The organism is Rhizobium zaerense (genome assembly GCF_051810725.1).
In the GTDB taxonomy this organism is placed as follows: domain Bacteria; phylum Pseudomonadota; class Alphaproteobacteria; order Rhizobiales; family Rhizobiaceae; genus Rhizobium; species Rhizobium leguminosarum_I.
Genome location: NZ_CM132690.1, coordinates 4323279 through 4339409, shown reverse-complemented (window position 1 = coordinate 4339409; position 16131 = coordinate 4323279). Strand labels below are relative to the sequence as shown.

Sequence of the window (16131 nt, the reverse complement as noted above, 5' to 3'; positions counted from 1 at the left end):
GAGTGAAGGAAGACATCCGGGGATAACTACATGGCCGATGCTCACCAGAAGAATCACGACTATCACATCATCGATCCGAGCCCGTGGCCGATTATCGCTTCGCTCGGCGCCTTCCTCATGGCGATCGGCGGCGTCTGCTACATGCGCTACCTGAACGGCGGTTCGTTCAAGGTCGCCGGTGCCGAGCTCGCCAATCCCTGGCTCTTTTATATCGGCTTCGCGCTGGTTCTCTACGTGATGTACGGCTGGTGGGCCGATACGGTGAAGGAAGCCCATGAGGGCGCCCACACCCGCGTCGTCTCGCTGCATCTGCGCTACGGCATGATCATGTTCATCGCTTCGGAAGTGATGTTCTTCGTCGCCTGGTTCTGGGCCTATTTCGACGCCAGCCTGTTTCCGAACGAGGCGATCCAGGCCTCGCGCCTGGCCTATACCGGCGGCGTCTGGCCGCCGAAGGGCATCGAGGTTCTCGATCCCTGGCACCTGCCGATCTATAACACCGTCATCCTGCTCCTGTCGGGCACAACGGTCACCTGGGCGCACCACGCGCTGCTGCACAACGACCGCAAAGGCCTGATTCAGGGCCTGACGCTGACGGTGCTGCTCGGCGTGTTGTTCTCCTCCGTCCAGGCCTATGAATATGCCCACGCGCCCTTCGCCTTCAAGAATTCGATCTACGGCGCGACCTTCTTCATGGCGACCGGCTTCCACGGTTTCCACGTCCTCGTCGGCACGATCTTCCTGGGTGTCTGCCTGATCCGCGCGCTGCGCGGCGACTTCACCCCGAAGCAGCATTTCGGCTTCGAGGCGGCCGCCTGGTACTGGCACTTCGTCGACGTCGTCTGGCTGTTCCTGTTCTTCTGCATCTACGTCTGGGGCGGCTGGGGCGCACCCGTCGCAGCCGGCTGATCGGAACGATAGTCAAACAAAAGGCGGGCCTCGTGCCCGCCTTTTTTGTTGGCAAATCTCGTTTTGCTCGGCCTCGTGCCACAGGTGTTCGGTTCGCGCGGCTGCCCCTCACCCTAACCCTCTCCCCGTAAAAACGGGGAGAGGGGACGTGCCATACGAGACGCGAGAGAGGGACGGAGAGGGCACGGCAATGTCCCTTCGCCTCGTTTACGGGGAGAAGGTGGCGGCAGCCGGATGAGGGGCTGCCATCGGCAATCGCCGGCCGAAGTAAAGGCTCCGTGGCCGCCTTATATCGCCTCAGCGCGCCCCGGCGATCCGTTCGAAGGCCGAAGGCGCGGGAATGCCGAGATCCAACTGGTGGCGGATCGCTTCGGCGCATTCGAGCGGCGTCAGCACCGACGTATCGACCTCCATATCGTAGATGCCGGGGCGATGAACCTCATCCTGCCAGCGTTGCACCGGTTCTGGAACGGGCACGTCCTCCGTGGCGCTGAGATAAAGCGTCTCGCGCCCTTCCTGGGCAACGTCGCGCCGCTGCATGATCGTTTCGATCGGACAGCGCACGCCAACGAACAGCACTGGAAAGTCTTCCAGTCGCCGGGCGCAATCGCCGAGGATGCCGAGCGGCTGCGAATAGCTGTCATGGTGGCCGAGATCGGCGATGACATTGAGCCCCAGGCTGGCATGGATGGCGATCGATTCGTAGAGCGCCGCATAAAAGAACGGCACCAGTTCCTCCAGGTCCGGCCGCTCGCCGCCCGGCCGCAGTCCGATGCCTGGCAGGTAGCGATTCGGTGTCATGGCATTGTAGCCGTCGACGCCGAGGTTGATCCACGGCCCCTCGAAGTGTTCCTGGATTGCGCGCGCGATGCTTGATTTGCCGCTTCTGGGCGCACCGTTTAAAATAATGATCTGTCCGGCATGGCTGTCTTTGGTCATCAGTCTTCTTCTTCTGTTTGGCGCGAATCACTCGGCGGAGACCGCGCAGGCCTTTCCATCCGGGATGCAAATACTTTATGGGAGAGTTAAGGCAGCGTGGAGCGCCTAAAAGGAATTGCCATGAACGAGGACAGCGCCCATTTTCCCCCGTCGATCCGGTGAAGACCGGCATCAAGGGCTGCTGCCCGCGCTGCGGCCAGGGCAAGCTCTTCGATGGCCTGCTCGGCGTGAAGCCGCGCTGTGCTGCCTGCGGCCTCGATTATTCCTTTGCCGATTCCGGTGACGGCCCGGCCGTCTTCGTCATTCTCATCGTCGGCTTCATCGTCATCGGCATGGTGCTGTGGCTGCAGGTGAATTACGGGCCGCCGATTTGGGTGCATATCCTGCTCTTCGCGCCGCTGACGATTATCCTGTCGCTGCTGACGCTACGCTGGTTCAAAGGCATCCTGATCGCCATGCAATACCGTCATAATGCCCGCGAAGGACGCCTGAGTGACTGATATCGACCATGCCGCGCCGCGCCGCCGGCTGCCTGTCTTGACCGGCATCCTGGTGCTGATCGCCCTTGCCATCCTGATTTCGCTGGGCACCTGGCAGGTGGAGCGCCTGCACTGGAAAGAGGGCCTGATCGCCGATATCGCTGCGCGGCAGGCAGCAAGCCCCGTGCCGTTCGCCGACATCGAGGCGATGGCGGCTGCAGGCGGCGACATCGAATACCGCAAGGTCACCGCCACCGGCCGCTACATCAACAACAAGGAGCGGCACTTCTTCGCCACCTGGCGCGGCCAGACCGGCTTTTATGTCTATACGCCGCTGGAGCTTGCCGACGGGCGCATTCTCTTCGTCAATCGCGGCTTCGTTCCCTATGACAACAAGGAGCCGGAAACGCGCATGCAGGGCCAGTTGACGGATCAGCAGACCGTCACCGGCCTGGCGCGCGAAAAGCTTCCCGGCAAGCCTTCCTGGGTGGTGCCCGATAACGACGTCGCCAAGAACATCTTCTACTGGAAGGATCTCGACGTCATGGCCGAGAGCGTCGGCCTCGAGAAAGCGAAGGTCATTCCCTTTTTCGTCGATGCCGATTCCACCCTGAATCCGGCCGGACTGCCGATCGGCGGCGTTACCCAGGTGGATCTGCCGAACGACCATCTGCAATATGCTTTCACCTGGTACGGGCTGGCCGCGGTGCTCACCGCGGTGGTGGCGATCTCCTGGTTCCGCAAACCCGGCACGCAGCCTCGGCAATAGTATCGCTTCAATTCCCGGTCATATTGGGCTAGAGGTCGCTTATCCCGACGCGGTACGGAATTTTGACGGAACAGACATGAATATTGCGGCGAAACCTCCTTTGACGATCCGGCTCTGCGGCCCGCGCGGCTTCTGCGCCGGCGTCGACCGCGCCATCCAGATCGTCGTGCTGGCGCTGAAATCCTACGGCGCGCCGGTCTATGTGCGCCACGAGATCGTCCACAATCGTTATGTCGTCGAGGGGCTGGAGGCCAAGGGCGCCGTCTTCGTCGAGGAGCTGGACGAGATCCCGGCCGAACATCGCGCCCAGCCGGTGGTCTTCTCCGCCCATGGCGTGCCGAAATCCGTGCCAGAGGATGCGGCAAGCCGCAACCTCTTCTATCTCGACGCCACCTGCCCGCTGGTCTCCAAGGTCCACAAGCAGGCAATGCGCCACAATCGCCTCGGCCGCCATGTCGTCCTCATCGGCCATGCCGGTCATCCCGAAGTGATCGGCACGATGGGTCAGCTGCCGGAGGGGTCGGTTTCGCTGATCGAGACGATCGAGGACGCCGACGCCTATATTCCCACGGACCCCAATAATCTCGGCTATGTTACCCAGACGACACTGTCCGTCGACGACACCGCCGGCGTCATCACCCGACTGCACGAGCGCTTCCCCAACCTGACGGCGCCGGCAGCGGACTCGATCTGTTATGCGACGACCAACCGCCAGGAAGTGGTGAAGCAGGCAGCTCCGGGCTGCGATCTTTTCATCATTGTCGGCGCGCCGAATTCATCCAACTCCAAGCGCCTCGTCGAAGTGGCGCTGAGGGCAGGGGCGAAGAAATCGATCCTCGTGCAGCGCGCCGCCGAGCTCGACTGGGACGAGATCGGCACGATTTCGACGCTCGGTCTCTCCGCCGGTGCCTCGGCACCCGAGGTCATCGTCAACGAGATCATTGAGGCTTTCCGCGCCCGCTTCGATGCCCGCGTCGAACTGGCCGAAACGGTGCAGGAAACCGAAAACTTCCTCGTCAACCGCGAACTGCGCAATATCGAGCTGACGGCGGCCGATATGGCCTTCGTCAACGGCTAGATCGGCCTTCGGCCTGGCGTCCACTCCGGCAAATCCAATATCAACAAGGCATGAAGGCGAGACCTCACTTGGCAGTCTATACCGATATAGCCGAAGACGATCTGAAGTGGTTCCTGACGGAATATGACGCAGGCACGCTGCTTTCCTACAAGGGGATCGCCGAAGGCGTCGAAAACTCCAACTTCCTGCTTCACACCTCCAAGGACCCGCTGATCCTGACGCTCTATGAAAAGCGCGTCGAAAAGAGCGATCTGCCTTTCTTCCTCGGCCTGATGCAGCATCTCGCAGCTCGCGGCCTGTCCTGCCCGCTGCCGCTGCCGCGCCGCGACGGCGCGCTGCTCGGCTCGCTCTCCGGCCGTCCGGCGGCGCTGATCTCCTTCCTCGAAGGCATGTGGCTGAGAAAGCCGGAGGCGAAACACTGCCGCGAAGTCGGCAGAGCGCTGGCCGAGATGCATGTGGCTGGTGATGATTTCCAGTTGAAGCGGGCGAATGCGCTGTCGATCGACGGCTGGCGGGGGCTGTGGGAAAAATCCGAGGCGCGTGCCGGCGAGGTCGAGCCCGGGCTGCAGACCGAGATCCGCAGCGAACTCGATTTCCTCTCCGCCGCCTGGCCGAGTGGCCTGCCTGCCGGCGTCATCCATGCCGACCTCTTCCCCGACAACGTCTTCTTCCTGGGCGACCAGCTCTCCGGTCTGATCGATTTCTATTTCGCCTGCAACGACCTGCTCGCCTATGACGTCTCGATCTGCCTGAATGCCTGGTGCTTTGAGAAGGACGGCGCCTATAACATCACCAAGGGCACGGCGATGCTCGACGGGTACCAGAGCGTTCGGCCGCTGAGCGATGCGGAAATCTCAGCCCTGGCGGTACTGTCGCGTGGGTCCGCGCTGCGCTTCTTCCTGACCCGGCTCTATGACTGGCTGACGACGCCGGAGGGAGCCATGGTCACCAAGAAGGACCCGCTCGAATATCTCCGCAAGCTGCGGTTCCACCGCCAGATCAAATCGCCCGCCGAATATGGATTGAGCCTATGAAGCACGTCGATATCTTTACCGACGGCGCATGCTCCGGCAATCCCGGCCCCGGCGGCTGGGGCGCGGTGCTGCGTTATGGCGACGTCGAAAAGGAGCTTTTCGGCGGCGAGGCCGACACGACCAACAATCGCATGGAGCTCCTGGCGGCAATCTCGGCACTGTCGGCCCTGAAGAGCCCTTGCGAGGTCGATCTCTATACCGACAGCGCCTATGTCAAGGACGGTATCTCCAAGTGGATTTTCGGCTGGAAGAAAAACGGCTGGAAGACATCAGACAAGAAGCCGGTGAAGAATGCCGAGCTCTGGCAGGCGCTGGAGGCGGCCCGCGACCGCCACAAGGTGACACTGCACTGGGTCAAGGGCCACGCCGGCCACCCGGAAAACGAACGCGCCGACGAACTCGCTCGGAAGGGCATGGAGCCTTTCAAGAAAGGCAAGGCGGTTTCGTTTTAAGTAGCGGCCGTTTCCTTGAGCTCTTGACGGATGAGAGGAATACGGCGCCGCCACACGTCTCTTCTCCCCGGCGGGGGTCCGAAGGACGGGTCGAGACCTGTGGCTCGACCCCGGTCGGTGCCGGCAGGCGGTTGAGGGGGTGAGCGGCGAAGCCGCGAATGCACCGAGCGGAAGCGAAGGGCAATGGATGGCGTGCCGTGTGGCCCCCTCATCCGACCCTTCGGGCCACCGCTGGGGAGAAGAGGGGCGAGCAGCGCGGCCCGAACCTCATTCAAGCCGCCTGCTGCTGCTGCGGCGCCGTCGCTGCGCCCTGGATCAGCCGGTGCAGATATTCGAGCTTTGCCACAACAGGCGAAGACAGCACGAAGGGGTAGGAGTCGGGCTGGCCCATGCTGCGCTGGATGGCGTTGATCGCGATGCTGAGCGGCACCCAGGCGCTGACCAGCTGTTCGGCGCTTCTTGCCCGGTAAGGGATGAAATCCACCTCGCCTGATATTTCCTCATGGCCGCTCGGATCGATGGCGATGCCGAAGGCGCGCGCGGTTTCGAGCGTATCGACGATATGGAGGTAATGCGCGAAACATTCGGCGAAATCCTCCCAGGGGTGCGAGGCGGCATAGGCGCTGATGAAATTATCCTGCCATCCCAAGGGCGCGCCGCCGGCATAATGGGTCTGCAGGGCTGCTGCATAATCCTGCCGTTCGTCGCCGAAGACGGCGCGGAAATCGGCAAGGCCGCCCCGATCGCGCACCAGCTTGTTCCAGATGAAATGGCCAGCCTCGTGGCGGAAATGGCCGAGCAGCGTGCGATAGGGTTCGTTCATCGAGCTGCGCGCCTGTTCGCGCGTCGCATCGTCGGCCTCTGCGGCGCGGATGGTGATCAGGCCTTCCTCGTGGCCGGTCATGGCAGGCACGACATAACCGTTGCTCTCGATCAGATCCTCGAGGAAATCGAAGACCAGCCCGCCTTGCGGATCTTGCGCGCGATCCGGATGCGGCAGCTTCCAGCGCAGCAGCGAATAAAACAGATGGCGCTGCGCCTGGCTGATGCGCCGCCAGCGATCGATGCCGTCCTGGGTGTCGGTGTTCGGAACCAGCCGGTTATGGCGGCAGGCAACGCAGAATTCGCTCTCGCCGTCACCGTCCACCAGCCAGTTGCAGATATCGAGGCCGGCATTGGCGCAGAAGCGGACCTCGCGATCGGGATTGGAAACGAGCTGCCAGAGCGTCTCGTCGCGCGGCTCCAGCGCATGCATGGCGAGATCGCCGGGCAGGAAGCCGAGGCGATGGTTGCAGCGCACGCATCGACGGTTGTCGAAGTGGACGACCTGATCGCAATTGTCGCAGGCAAAAAGCTTCATTGGGTCTATCTCTGCAGAGCATGAGGGTGACGGACTAAAAATGCCTGCCGCGTGAGGGGCGCGACAGGCATGGTGATAAAGGATGAGCGTCTACTGCGCATTCCTTAAATCGGAAGCACAGCGTCCTTTGCTCGTCTTATTGCTGTCGCTCAGAGCCGGTCGACGGCGCCCTTGAGCTTGTCCTTGACCTTGCCGGTTGCGACCTGTCCCTTGCCCTTGGCTTCCTGGACGGCGCCCTTGGCCTTCATGTCGCGATCGTCCGTCGCCTTGCCGACGGCCTGCTTGGTCTTGCCGGCAATTTCATTTGCCTTGCCGGAAATCTTGTCGCTGGTGCTACCCATCTTGTGATGTCTCCTTGGTTGGCATGGGCTTTTTGTCCATGCTCGCCGAAATGAAACGTCACTCTCGGCTATTCGTTCCCGCTGCCGCCAGGTCAGCGACCGTCAGGCCAGCCTCTCAAGCATGGCCGGCTTCGGCCGACAGCATAGCAGCGGTCACGCCCATGCCGGCGAGCGCCCGCTCGTATTTGTCGTCGAGGCTGCGGTCGAAGATCAATTCCTCATTGGCCGGGCAGGTGAGCCAGCCATTGTTGACGACCTCGTTTTCGAGCTGGCCGGCCGCCCAGGAGGAATAGCCGAGCAGCATTGTCGCCCGTGTCGGTCCGGCGCCCTTGGAGATGGCGCGAACGATGTCGAGCGTCGCCGTCAGGCAAATGTCGTCGCTGACGGGGATCGAGGAGTCGCTGGCATAATCGTCCGAATGCAGCACGAAGCCGCGGCCGCTTTCCACCGGGCCGCCGGTCTGGATCGGGAAGTCGCGCGCCCGCTTCGGCAGCACGATCGAATCTTCCTGCTTGATCATGTCGAGATGCAGCAGCACATCGGTGAAGGTGAGGCTCTGCGGACGGTTGATGACGAAGCCCATGGCGCCGGCATCCGAATGCGCGCAGATATAAATCACGGTGCGCGCAAAATTGCGGTCTTCCATGCCCGGCATGGCGATGAGGAACTGGCCATCGAAGAAGCCACGTTCCCGTCTGTTCTTCAGCGTCGATAAGGACATCGTTCCTCCTGCTGCTAGACCGCACCAAGGCCTCGACAAGAGAAACATGGGCCAATGTCACACATCAATCAACTGAAAATGAAGATTTAAATCGCCGCGACTTCTGGCGGCCAAACAGCAGTTTCGGTAAACCTTTGTTCCATGATGATTATTTCCTCAGGCCCGCGCGGGCTTTTAATCGCGCTTGTGTCGGTGGTCGCAGCCCTTGTGCCGTTTTATTCCGCCCACGCTGAAATGAGCGCCTGGGCGGACAACGAGGGCGGCCGCATGCGCCTGGTGGCGCTCGCGCCCGATGCCGGCGGCAAAATCCGCGCCGCCCTTCAGATCGAGCCGAAACCCGGCTGGATCACCTATTGGAGAGAGCCCGGCGGCAATGGCATTCCGCCGCAGATCACCATCGCGGCGGAGAGCGGGGTCAGCCTCGATGCCATCGCCTATCCCGTTCCGAAGCATTTTTTCAACGGCACGGTCGAGGATATCGCCTATGACGCACCGGTGACGCTGCCGCTGTCGCTGACGGCGGCCGGCAAAGGCCCGGTGGCAATCGACGCTTCCGCCTTCATCGGCATCTGCAAAGATATCTGCATTCCCTTCCAGGCGAATTTTCAGCTGAAGCTTGGCCCCGCCATCCAGTCGCACCCGCAGGAGGAGTCAATCCTTCAGGCCGCCGATGCGAAGCTGCCGAAGCCGCCGTCGCCGGATTTCGACGTGACGGCGCATGCGATGTCGCCCGACAGGAAGACGCTGTCGCTGACCCTGGCTCTGCCGAGCGGGGGCCGGGCGAGGGGAACGGCGCGCCGGATATCATCGTCACCGGCCCGAGCGGCCATGCCTTCACCAAGCAGATCGGCGGCAAGCGCGACGGCGCCACCTTCAAGGTCGATGTATCTATCGGCAAACTGCCTGAGAATTACGACCTATCCGGCAAGCGCTGGAGCGTGCTGGTCATCGATGGCGAAAGGGCGATGGAGACCACTCTTGCCTTTCAATGACCGGGTCTTATAGTCGCCGCAGATCCCCTGCGGCGGCCGCTGCCAAGCAGAACCCAAAGCCAGAACTCCCAAAGCCGGAACCAAGGAGAAGACCATGACCATCGCGATCGGCGACAAGCTTCCTGCCGCCACCTTCAAGGAAAAGACGGCTGACGGCCCGGTCGAAATCACCACCGATCGGCTCTTCGCCGGCAAGCGCGTCGTGCTCTTTGCCGTGCCGGGCGCGTTCACGCCCACCTGCTCGCTGAACCACCTCCCGGGTTATCTCGAAAACCGAGATACCATCCTTGGCAAGGGCGTCGACGACATCGCCGTCGTCTCCGTCAACGACTGGCACGTGATGGGCGCCTGGGCGCAATTGTCAGGCGGCATGGGCAAGATCCATTTCCTCGCCGATTGGGATGCCGGCTTCACCAAGGCCGTCGGCCTCGACGCCGACCTCTCCGCCGGCGGCCTCGGCCTCCGCTCCAAACGTTATTCGATGCTGGTGGAAGACGGCGTCGTCAAAGCCCTCAACGTCGAGGAAAGCCCCGGCCAGGCAACCGTCTCGGGCGCTGCCGCGATGCTGGAACAGCTCTGAGCTTCGAACAAGATCTGCCCCTCACCCTAACCCTCTCCCCGTAAACGGGGCGAGGGGACGTGCCCCGCGAGAGCGAGGTGGGAACGGAGAGGCTGCGGCTATCTCCCTTCGCCCCGCGAGCGGGGGTCCGAAGGACGGGGCGAGACCCGTGGCTCGACCCCGGTCGGTGGCGGCAGCCGGATGAGGGGCACGCGCCGACGTCTCTACGCTTGCTAGAGCTCGAGCGGTCGCAGGTCGCGCGTCGGCACCCGCGGTCTCGGTCAGCCGGCCACCATCTCCATAGTGTCACGCCATGTGAAATGCGAAATGCGCTTCGAGATCAGCCACCGACCGTCCTGACGCACATACTCGTCATTGTAATAATCGCCGCGTAAGCAGCGGCTGAACCCGGATTCGGGTATCCATGCTGTCGCTCCCGAGGATACACTTCAGTCCTTCGTCGGCTCGCCGAGCGTATGCATCAGACGGTTCGCCCAGCCGAAGATCGCCGAGGAGAGGACGAGATCGAGAGCCTGCAACTCGTCGAACCCGACGTCCGCCAACGCCTGCGCATCGGCCGCGACGGCCTCGGGCGGCGTGGTCGACAGTCGGGCCGAGAAGTTGAAGATTGCCTGGAGGTGCTCGTCGAGCGTCGCCTCGAGACCATCGGCGAACACTGCGTCGATGACATCGGTGCGTTTTGTCAAATTGTTGAACCGGGATGCATGGACGGCGGCGCAGTAGACGCAGCGGTTGACGACAGAGGCGGCGACGGCACCCAGTTCACGCTCGCTCGCTGCCAGTCCGTCCTTGCCGTACATGATCAGGTTGAACAGGGGTGAGCGGACCGCGAGCGTCTCGGGGTCGTGCGCCAGGGTCAGCACATACGGCGAGATGCCCTTGTTCGACGGCGTCGTCTGCATCGCTGCATGCTGCTCGTCGGTGGCGGTCGCGAAATCGACCGGAACGACGTAGGGCTGCCAGCGCGGCACCGTGGTGGTGAAGGTGTGGACGACCTCGCTCATCGCATCTCTCCCAGCAGCTTCAGGCCGGCGAGAACCCGCACCTGGTAATTGACGAAAGCCGCAAGCTCTGCGAGCCGGACGATGTCGGCGTCGGTTACGCCGACTTGGCGCAATGCGTCCACATGGGTGCGCGTGGCATCGCGCGGCGCGACCGTGAGCCGGTCGGCATGGCGAACGATCTCGGCGGTACGCGGATCCGACACGTTCGTGTTCGGCTCGGCGAGCAAGGCTGTCGCCGGTTCGTCGGCGCTGGCAACGAGCGTGTCGTAGTGGCCTGTGAGCGCCGGGCTGCGATTGTGGCGCGCCATCCGGGCGGCGAGTGCCGCCCTCAGGCCGTGCGACAGTCCGCCGGGATCGCGTGGCAGAAGCACAGCGTCGTGGGCCGCTTCACTGAGGCGCAGGATCTCCGCGCGTTTCCCCATGGCTTCCGCGAGCGCGGAACCCGGCCTCACAGAGGCAAGAGTTTCGATGAGTGTCAAAACAAGCTCCTCAATACGTCAGCGGACATAAGCTCTAGGTAGGCCGGACCTCTCATTATGTCAAACTGGAATGATAAACAGCACTTGATATGAATTTTTTATCTACAGCCAGTCGTCAAATAAGAATTGTCATGCTTTACTGACATGAAGGAGAGTGTTTGATGTCCACTATGCATTCTAACTCTTTCGATATCCGGCAACTTGAAGCCTTCGCGGCGGTGATGTCCGCCGGCAGCGTGACCGGGGCGGCAAGGCTGCTCGGCCGGTCGCAGCCGGCGGTCACGCGGCTGATCCAGGATCTCGAAGCCGATATCGGTTATGCGCTGCTGCATCGAAGCGGCCCGCGCATCAGCCCGACCGCGCGCGGTCTGCTCTTTCACGCCGAGGTGGAGCGCCATCTTGCCAGCCTCGCCCACATCCGCGAGCGGGCGAATGCCATCGGTCTCGATGAACCGCCGTCGCTGACGATCGCGGCCACGCCTTCACTTGCGGCGGGCGTTCTGCCCCAGGCGATCGCGGCCGTCGCGCCGGACCTGATACCGCGTCATCTCCATGTGCAGGCGCTGGCGGCAGAGAATGTCGTGCAGGCGGTGCTCGCCCGCTCGGCCGACTTCGGGATATCAAGCCTGCCGCTGGAACATCCCGGCCTCGACGTGCACTGGGTTGCCGAAGCGTCGTGTGTCGTCGCTCTCGCCGCCAACGATCCGTTGGCCAACGATGACATGGTGCGTCTCTCCGATCTCGCCGAGCGACGCATCATCACGCTCGCCAATCCCTACCGCCTGCGGCACCGCATCGACGAGGCCCTGGAGCGCGCGGGTGTGGCGCCGCAACGGATGATCGACGTCAACGCCTCGCTGACCGCCCTGACGATGGTCCGGGCCGGACTGGGCGTCGCCATCGTCGAGCCGGCGACCGTCTGCGGCGTTCCGCTCGAGGGGATCGTAATGCGCGTCCTCGACCACACCATCCCCTTCCTGTTCGGCGCCATCTCGCCTGCCGCGATGCCGCTGACCCCGACGGTCGCCGCCGTGATCGATGCGGCGCGCGCCGTGGCCCTGGCGATGCCCGGTTGCCGGCTGCACGACGCAGGTGGCGTCGAAGCCTTGGCCGATACCGTCTACGGCGGTAGCCCGATGACCGAGGACGTGCCGTGATGAGCGATCTCTCGACGTTTCCGAACAATCTCGAAGCGCTCGAGGCACGCCTGCGCCAGGACCTCGCCTGGCTGGAGCTGCCGGCCAAGTCCTGGGTTCCGCCCCGCCTCGTCGACGGCCAAGCGGTCATTGACGTCGTGATTATCGGTGCGGGCATGGCCGGGCTCGTGGCCTCCGCCATGCTGAAGCGGCTCGGCGTCGCCAACCACACCGTTCTCGACAAGGCGCCTGCCGGAAGCGAGGGTCCCTGGGTCACCTTCGCCAGGATGCGAACCCTTCGCTCTCCCAAACAACTGACCGGACCGGCAATGGGGCTGCCGGCACTGACGTTCCGCGCCTATTACGAGGCGCTGCATGGCCGCGATGCCTGGATCGCGCTCGACAGGGCGCCGCGTCAGACATGGATGGACTACCTCGTGTGGTACCGGCGCGTGCTTGACCTGCCGGTGCGCAATGGGGTCGCCGTCGAGGCCATTCGTCCGCGCGCCGACGGCCTGATCGATGTGGTCTGCCGTCACGATGGCCGGTCCGAAACGACGATCGCGCGCCATGTGGTGCTGGCAACGGGCCGCGACGGCCTCGGCGGTCCCTTCGTACCCTCGATCGCCGACGGCATCGAGCGCAAGTTCTGGGCTCATACCGCCGACCCTATCGATTTCGCCGCATTGCGCGGCAAGCGGGTCGGGGTCGTCGGAGCCGGCGCCTCGGCGATGGACAACGCCGCCACCGCGCTCGAGGCCGGCGCTGCCCGGCTCGACATGTTCGTGCGCAGGACCGACCTGCCGCGGATCAACAAGTTCACCGGCATCGCCAGCCAGGGCGTGGTGCATGGCTTTGCCGGTCTGCCGGATGACTGGAAGTGGCGTTTTCTCGACTATGCCATGCGCTCGCAGACGCCGCCTCCGCGCCCGAGCGTCCTGCGTGTCAGCGCATTCCCGCAGGCTCATCTTCATCTCGGAAGCCCGATCGATCGATTGCAGGCGCAAGGCGACCACATCGTTGTGACGACGCCGAAAGGCAGCTATCTCGTCGATTTCCTGATCTTCGGCACCGGCTTCAAGGTCGACCTGACGAACCGGCCGGAACTCGCTGCCGTCGCATCGCATATCCGTCTCTGGCGCGACCGCTTTCCCGTGCCGGCGGACATGCGAAACGACGAACTGGAAACCTCGCCCGACCTCGGCGAGGCGTTCGAGTTCCTCGAGGCCGAGCCCGGCGCCTGCCCGGCGCTCGCCCGCATCCACTGCTTCAACTTCCCGGCGACGCTCAGCCACGGCAAGCTCACGGGCGACATTCCCGCAATCAGCGAAGGCGCCGACCGGCTCGCGCGCGGCATCGTCAGGGCGCTGTTCGTCGCCGACCGCGAGCGTCATTTCGCCGATCTCCAGGCCTTCGACACGCCCGAGCTGCTCGGAGACGAGTGGGCCGACGACGAGACCGCGACGTTTTCCGACCTATCTGCCGAAAGGACCCCGACCCGAAATGCTTGAGCTCAAAAACCTAAAGCTGTCCTACGGAAACACGCAGGTCCTGAACGGCGTCGATCTCTCGGTGAACCGGGGCGACGTGGTGTCGATCATCGGCCCCAGCGGTACCGGCAAGACGACGTTGCTGAAGTGCATCAACTATCTGGCAAAGCCGGCGTCGGGCACGATCGCCTTCGATCAGGTCAGGATGGATTACCGGAAACCGGACAATACCGCTGTCCAGGCGATCCGACTGCGGACGGCGATGGTCTTCCAGCAGTTCAACGTCTTCAAGAACATGACGGTCATTCAGAACGTGATGGATCCGCTCGTGGTCGTGCAGCGCAAGTCGAAGGACGAGGCGCGTTCGATCGCTTTGCAGGAGCTTGAGCGGGTGGGCCTGTCGAACAAGGTCGACAGCTACCCGTCCCAGCTTTCCGGCGGTCAGCTGCAGCGGACCGGCATTGCGCGTGCGCTGGCCGTTAAGCCGGATGTGATGCTTTTCGACGAACCGACATCGTCGCTCGACCCCGAACTCGTCGGCGAGGTTTTGAAGGTGATCAGGGACGTCACGTCATCAGGCATCACCTCGCTCCTCGTCACCCACGAGATGCAGTTCGCAAAGAATATCTCGAACCGCATCGTCTTCATGGATCGAGGCGTCGTCGCAGCTCAAGGCAGTCCTGCCGAGATCTTCGACACGCCCTCCAACCCGCGCCTTGCCCAGTTCCTGAATTCCGAACACTCCATCCAGTAAAGAAAGGATGCCTGACATGTCTTCCATCAAGTCGACTTCCCGCCGTAGCTTCGGCCTCGCTGTCGCCGGCGTTGCCTTTGCCTTCGCAACCGCCGGCCTGTCGCATGCCGAGGACGTGCGCACCATCAAGATCGCGACGGCTGCCGAATCCAAGCCGCTCTCCTGGGGTGCCATCGGCGTCGAGCCGCAGGGTTACGAGCCCGACGTCCTGAAGGCGATCAACACCAAGCTGCCCCAGTACAAATTCGTCATGGAGGGTGCTGCCGACATCGCTCAGGAGACCGGCCTTGCCACCGGCAAGTACGACATCGCGACCGGCGGCTACTACCGGGCGCCCGCTCGCGAAAAGCAGTTCCTAATTCCAGAAAGCCCGATCGGCGCCAGCTTGATCAAGATCTACAGCCGCAAGGACAGCGGCATCAACGAGATGAAGGATCTCGTCGGCAAGAAGATCGTGCCGGTGACGGCCGGCGGCGGCATCTACAAGTTCGCCACTGCCTGGCAGGAAAAGAACCCCGACTTCAAGATCGAGATCACCGCGTCCAGCGCCGGCATTCCCTATCCGGATCGCCTGAAAGAGGTCGAGAACGGCAAATACGACGCGCTGGTTCTGCCGTCCAACCTCGGCGAGCAGACGGTCATCGACCAGCAGAAGCTCGACGTCAAGGCGAGCGAGCCGGTCGCGATCAACAATACCTTTGTCCTGATCCATCGCTCCGAGGAGAACAAGGCACTCGCCGAAGACATCGACAAGGCTCTGAAGGAGCTCAAGGCCGACGGCACGCTGGCCAAGCTCTCGCAGAAATGGTTCGGCGAGGACATCACCACCTACATGAAGTAACGCTGAGAAACGATCGGCGATCAGGCCCAAGACCGAAACAAGGAGTGTTCCGAAGTGGACCTATCCATCATGATCCCCGAGCTGCTCAAGGCGCTGCCGCTGACGCTTGCGATCACGTTCACGGCCATGATCGCCGGCTTCCTGCTGGCCCTGATAACGACGACGTTCCGGGTGCGCAGGATACCGGTTGTCAGTCAGCTGGCTGACCTCTACGTCTCCTATGCCCGGAGCGTCCCCGTCGTGCTGCAACTGTTCGTCGCCTTCTACGGGCTGCCGCTGGTCGTCGCTCTGTTCGAGGTCGAGGACTTCGTGTCCCCGAACGTCGCGGCGATCGTCGGCCTCAGCCTCTACCATGGAGGCTATCTTTCCGAGGTTCTGCGGCCGGCCTACCTCGCCGTGGAACGCGGCCAGCACGACGCCGCCGATAGTCTCGGATACAGCTTCCTTCAGAAGATCCTTCGGGTCGTCGGGCCTCAGGCGGTGCACATCGCCCTGCCAGGCTACGGCAACTCGATCGTCTACCTCATCCACAACGTCGCACTGGTGATGTACATCGGCGCCGCAGATGTCATGGCGACCGCCCATCTCGTCATGGAGCGCGACTACAACCAATACCAGTTCGAGACCTACCTTGTGCTGGCGGTGATCTATTCGCTGCTATGCCTTGTCGCATGGATCGTCGTGCGCTTTTTCGAAACGCGAAACGCAAAATTCGCGCCCAATACCGCACCGGCCAAGGCCACCATGATGGCAAGCGTCTGATCGAATAGGAG

General features: G+C 62.9%; 17 protein-coding genes and 2 pseudogenes. 13 read left to right on the top strand and 6 right to left on the bottom strand.

Annotated features, from left to right (window positions below):
- The first annotated feature begins 30 nt into the window (after window positions 1-30).
- Window positions 31-909 carry a cytochrome c oxidase subunit 3 gene (locus tag ACS4RR_RS21665; RefSeq protein WP_017963115.1) on the top strand — a complete coding sequence of 293 codons (879 nt, stop codon included), beginning with the start codon at window positions 31-33 and terminating at the stop codon, window positions 907-909.
- A gap of 297 nt (window positions 910-1206) precedes the next feature.
- Here ACS4RR_RS21665 and ACS4RR_RS21660 read toward each other — a convergent pair whose 3' ends face one another.
- On the bottom strand, window positions 1207-1848 hold the full coding sequence (locus ACS4RR_RS21660) for a chloramphenicol phosphotransferase CPT family protein (protein WP_456189378.1): 642 nt from the start codon (window positions 1846-1848) through the stop codon (window positions 1207-1209).
- A gap of 120 nt (window positions 1849-1968) precedes the next feature.
- Between ACS4RR_RS21660 and ACS4RR_RS21655 the strand changes: the two are divergent.
- The 5 genes and pseudogenes from ACS4RR_RS21655 to rnhA all read left to right on the top strand — a co-directional run bounded on the left by ACS4RR_RS21655 (window position 1969) and on the right by rnhA (window position 5660).
- Window positions 1969-2348: pseudogene (locus ACS4RR_RS21655) on the top strand (DUF983 domain-containing protein).
- Entirely contained in the window at window positions 2341-3096 is a 756-nt protein-coding gene (locus ACS4RR_RS21650; RefSeq protein ID WP_456189377.1) for an SURF1 family protein, read from the top strand. The pseudogene ACS4RR_RS21655 and the gene ACS4RR_RS21650 overlap by 8 nt, the downstream one beginning before the upstream one ends.
- 76 nt (window positions 3097-3172) lie before the next feature.
- Window positions 3173-4174: a 4-hydroxy-3-methylbut-2-enyl diphosphate reductase gene (gene ispH / locus ACS4RR_RS21645; protein WP_260110278.1), complete on the top strand. Its 1002-nt coding sequence runs from the start codon at window positions 3173-3175 to the stop codon at window positions 4172-4174.
- Window positions 4175-4242: 68 nt separating this feature from the next.
- Window positions 4243-5208 (top strand): homoserine kinase, encoded by a 966-nt coding sequence (locus ACS4RR_RS21640; RefSeq protein ID WP_260110279.1) that lies wholly within the window; start codon window positions 4243-4245, stop codon window positions 5206-5208.
- Window positions 5205-5660: a ribonuclease HI gene (gene rnhA, locus ACS4RR_RS21635; RefSeq protein ID WP_017963120.1), complete on the top strand. Its 456-nt coding sequence runs from the start codon at window positions 5205-5207 to the stop codon at window positions 5658-5660. The genes ACS4RR_RS21640 and rnhA overlap by 4 nt, the downstream gene beginning before the upstream one ends.
- A 271-nt stretch (window positions 5661-5931) precedes the next feature.
- On the opposite strand, the gene ACS4RR_RS21630 is transcribed toward rnhA, so the two are convergent.
- The 3 genes from ACS4RR_RS21630 to ACS4RR_RS21620 form a co-directional block, all read right to left on the bottom strand.
- Window positions 5932-7020 carry a zinc-binding metallopeptidase family protein gene (locus ACS4RR_RS21630; RefSeq protein ID WP_456189376.1) on the bottom strand — a complete coding sequence of 363 codons (1089 nt, stop codon included), beginning with the start codon at window positions 7018-7020 and terminating at the stop codon, window positions 5932-5934.
- Window positions 7021-7169: 149 nt separating this feature from the next.
- Window positions 7170-7361, bottom strand: coding sequence for a CsbD family protein (locus ACS4RR_RS21625; RefSeq protein WP_162118290.1), 192 nt, complete (start codon window positions 7359-7361; stop codon window positions 7170-7172).
- A 115-nt stretch (window positions 7362-7476) separates the two neighbouring features.
- Window positions 7477-8082, bottom strand: a complete 606-nt coding sequence (locus ACS4RR_RS21620; protein WP_017963123.1) for a YqgE/AlgH family protein — start codon at window positions 8080-8082, stop codon at window positions 7477-7479.
- A 141-nt stretch (window positions 8083-8223) separates the two neighbouring features.
- On the opposite strand from ACS4RR_RS21620, the pseudogene ACS4RR_RS21615 reads away from it, so the two are divergent.
- A pseudogene (locus ACS4RR_RS21615) lies at window positions 8224-9074 on the top strand (protein-disulfide reductase DsbD domain-containing protein).
- A 94-nt stretch (window positions 9075-9168) separates the two neighbouring features.
- Entirely contained in the window at window positions 9169-9654 is a 486-nt protein-coding gene (locus ACS4RR_RS21610) for a peroxiredoxin (protein WP_260110283.1), read from the top strand.
- A 428-nt stretch (window positions 9655-10082) separates the two neighbouring features.
- On the opposite strand, the gene ACS4RR_RS21605 is transcribed toward ACS4RR_RS21610, so the two are convergent.
- A complete protein-coding gene (locus ACS4RR_RS21605) occupies window positions 10083-10658 on the bottom strand; it encodes a peroxidase-related enzyme (RefSeq protein ID WP_260110284.1) in 576 nt (191 codons plus the stop codon).
- Complete coding sequence (locus ACS4RR_RS21600) at window positions 10655-11137, bottom strand: CMD domain-containing protein (protein WP_456189375.1); 483 nt, start codon at window positions 11135-11137, stop codon at window positions 10655-10657. The genes ACS4RR_RS21605 and ACS4RR_RS21600 overlap by 4 nt, the downstream gene beginning before the upstream one ends.
- Before the next feature lie 161 nt (window positions 11138-11298).
- Here ACS4RR_RS21600 and ACS4RR_RS21595 point away from each other — a divergent pair, with 161 nt between their 5' ends.
- The 5 genes from ACS4RR_RS21595 to ACS4RR_RS21575 are packed head-to-tail and all read left to right on the top strand — an operon-like array spanning window position 11299 to window position 16120.
- Entirely contained in the window at window positions 11299-12294 is a 996-nt protein-coding gene (locus ACS4RR_RS21595) for a LysR family transcriptional regulator (protein ID WP_456189374.1), read from the top strand.
- On the top strand, window positions 12294-13784 hold the full coding sequence (locus ACS4RR_RS21590; protein WP_456189373.1) for an NAD(P)-binding domain-containing protein: 1491 nt from the start codon (window positions 12294-12296) through the stop codon (window positions 13782-13784). The genes ACS4RR_RS21595 and ACS4RR_RS21590 overlap by 1 nt, the downstream gene beginning before the upstream one ends.
- Entirely contained in the window at window positions 13777-14517 is a 741-nt protein-coding gene (locus ACS4RR_RS21585; protein WP_020048793.1) for an amino acid ABC transporter ATP-binding protein, read from the top strand. Before ACS4RR_RS21590 ends, ACS4RR_RS21585 begins: the two co-directional genes overlap by 8 nt.
- A 16-nt stretch (window positions 14518-14533) precedes the next feature.
- Window positions 14534-15358, top strand: a complete 825-nt coding sequence (locus ACS4RR_RS21580; RefSeq protein ID WP_456189372.1) for an amino acid ABC transporter substrate-binding protein — start codon at window positions 14534-14536, stop codon at window positions 15356-15358.
- Window positions 15359-15412: 54 nt separating this feature from the next.
- On the top strand, window positions 15413-16120 hold the full coding sequence (locus ACS4RR_RS21575; protein ID WP_456189371.1) for an amino acid ABC transporter permease: 708 nt from the start codon (window positions 15413-15415) through the stop codon (window positions 16118-16120).
- The last annotated feature ends 11 nt before the right edge of the window (window positions 16121-16131 follow it).

Coding starts and splice junctions, on each gene's coding strand:
- ispH (WP_260110278.1), top strand. CDS start 3,173: ATGAATATTGCGGCGAAACCTCCTTTGACGATCCGGCTCTGCGGCCCG.
- ACS4RR_RS21630 (WP_456189376.1), bottom strand. CDS start 7,020: ATGAAGCTTTTTGCCTGCGACAATTGCGATCAGGTCGTCCACTTCGAC.
- ACS4RR_RS21595 (WP_456189374.1), top strand. CDS start 11,299: ATGTCCACTATGCATTCTAACTCTTTCGATATCCGGCAACTTGAAGCC.
- ACS4RR_RS21625 (WP_162118290.1), bottom strand. CDS start 7,361: ATGGGTAGCACCAGCGACAAGATTTCCGGCAAGGCAAATGAAATTGCC.
- ACS4RR_RS21610 (WP_260110283.1), top strand. CDS start 9,169: ATGACCATCGCGATCGGCGACAAGCTTCCTGCCGCCACCTTCAAGGAA.
- rnhA (WP_017963120.1), top strand. CDS start 5,205: ATGAAGCACGTCGATATCTTTACCGACGGCGCATGCTCCGGCAATCCC.
- ACS4RR_RS21590 (WP_456189373.1), top strand. CDS start 12,294: ATGAGCGATCTCTCGACGTTTCCGAACAATCTCGAAGCGCTCGAGGCA.
- ACS4RR_RS21580 (WP_456189372.1), top strand. CDS start 14,534: ATGTCTTCCATCAAGTCGACTTCCCGCCGTAGCTTCGGCCTCGCTGTC.
- ACS4RR_RS21585 (WP_020048793.1), top strand. CDS start 13,777: ATGCTTGAGCTCAAAAACCTAAAGCTGTCCTACGGAAACACGCAGGTC.
- ACS4RR_RS21660 (WP_456189378.1), bottom strand. CDS start 1,848: ATGACCAAAGACAGCCATGCCGGACAGATCATTATTTTAAACGGTGCG.
- ACS4RR_RS21665 (WP_017963115.1), top strand. CDS start 31: ATGGCCGATGCTCACCAGAAGAATCACGACTATCACATCATCGATCCG.
- ACS4RR_RS21605 (WP_260110284.1), bottom strand. CDS start 10,658: ATGAGCGAGGTCGTCCACACCTTCACCACCACGGTGCCGCGCTGGCAG.
- ACS4RR_RS21620 (WP_017963123.1), bottom strand. CDS start 8,082: ATGTCCTTATCGACGCTGAAGAACAGACGGGAACGTGGCTTCTTCGAT.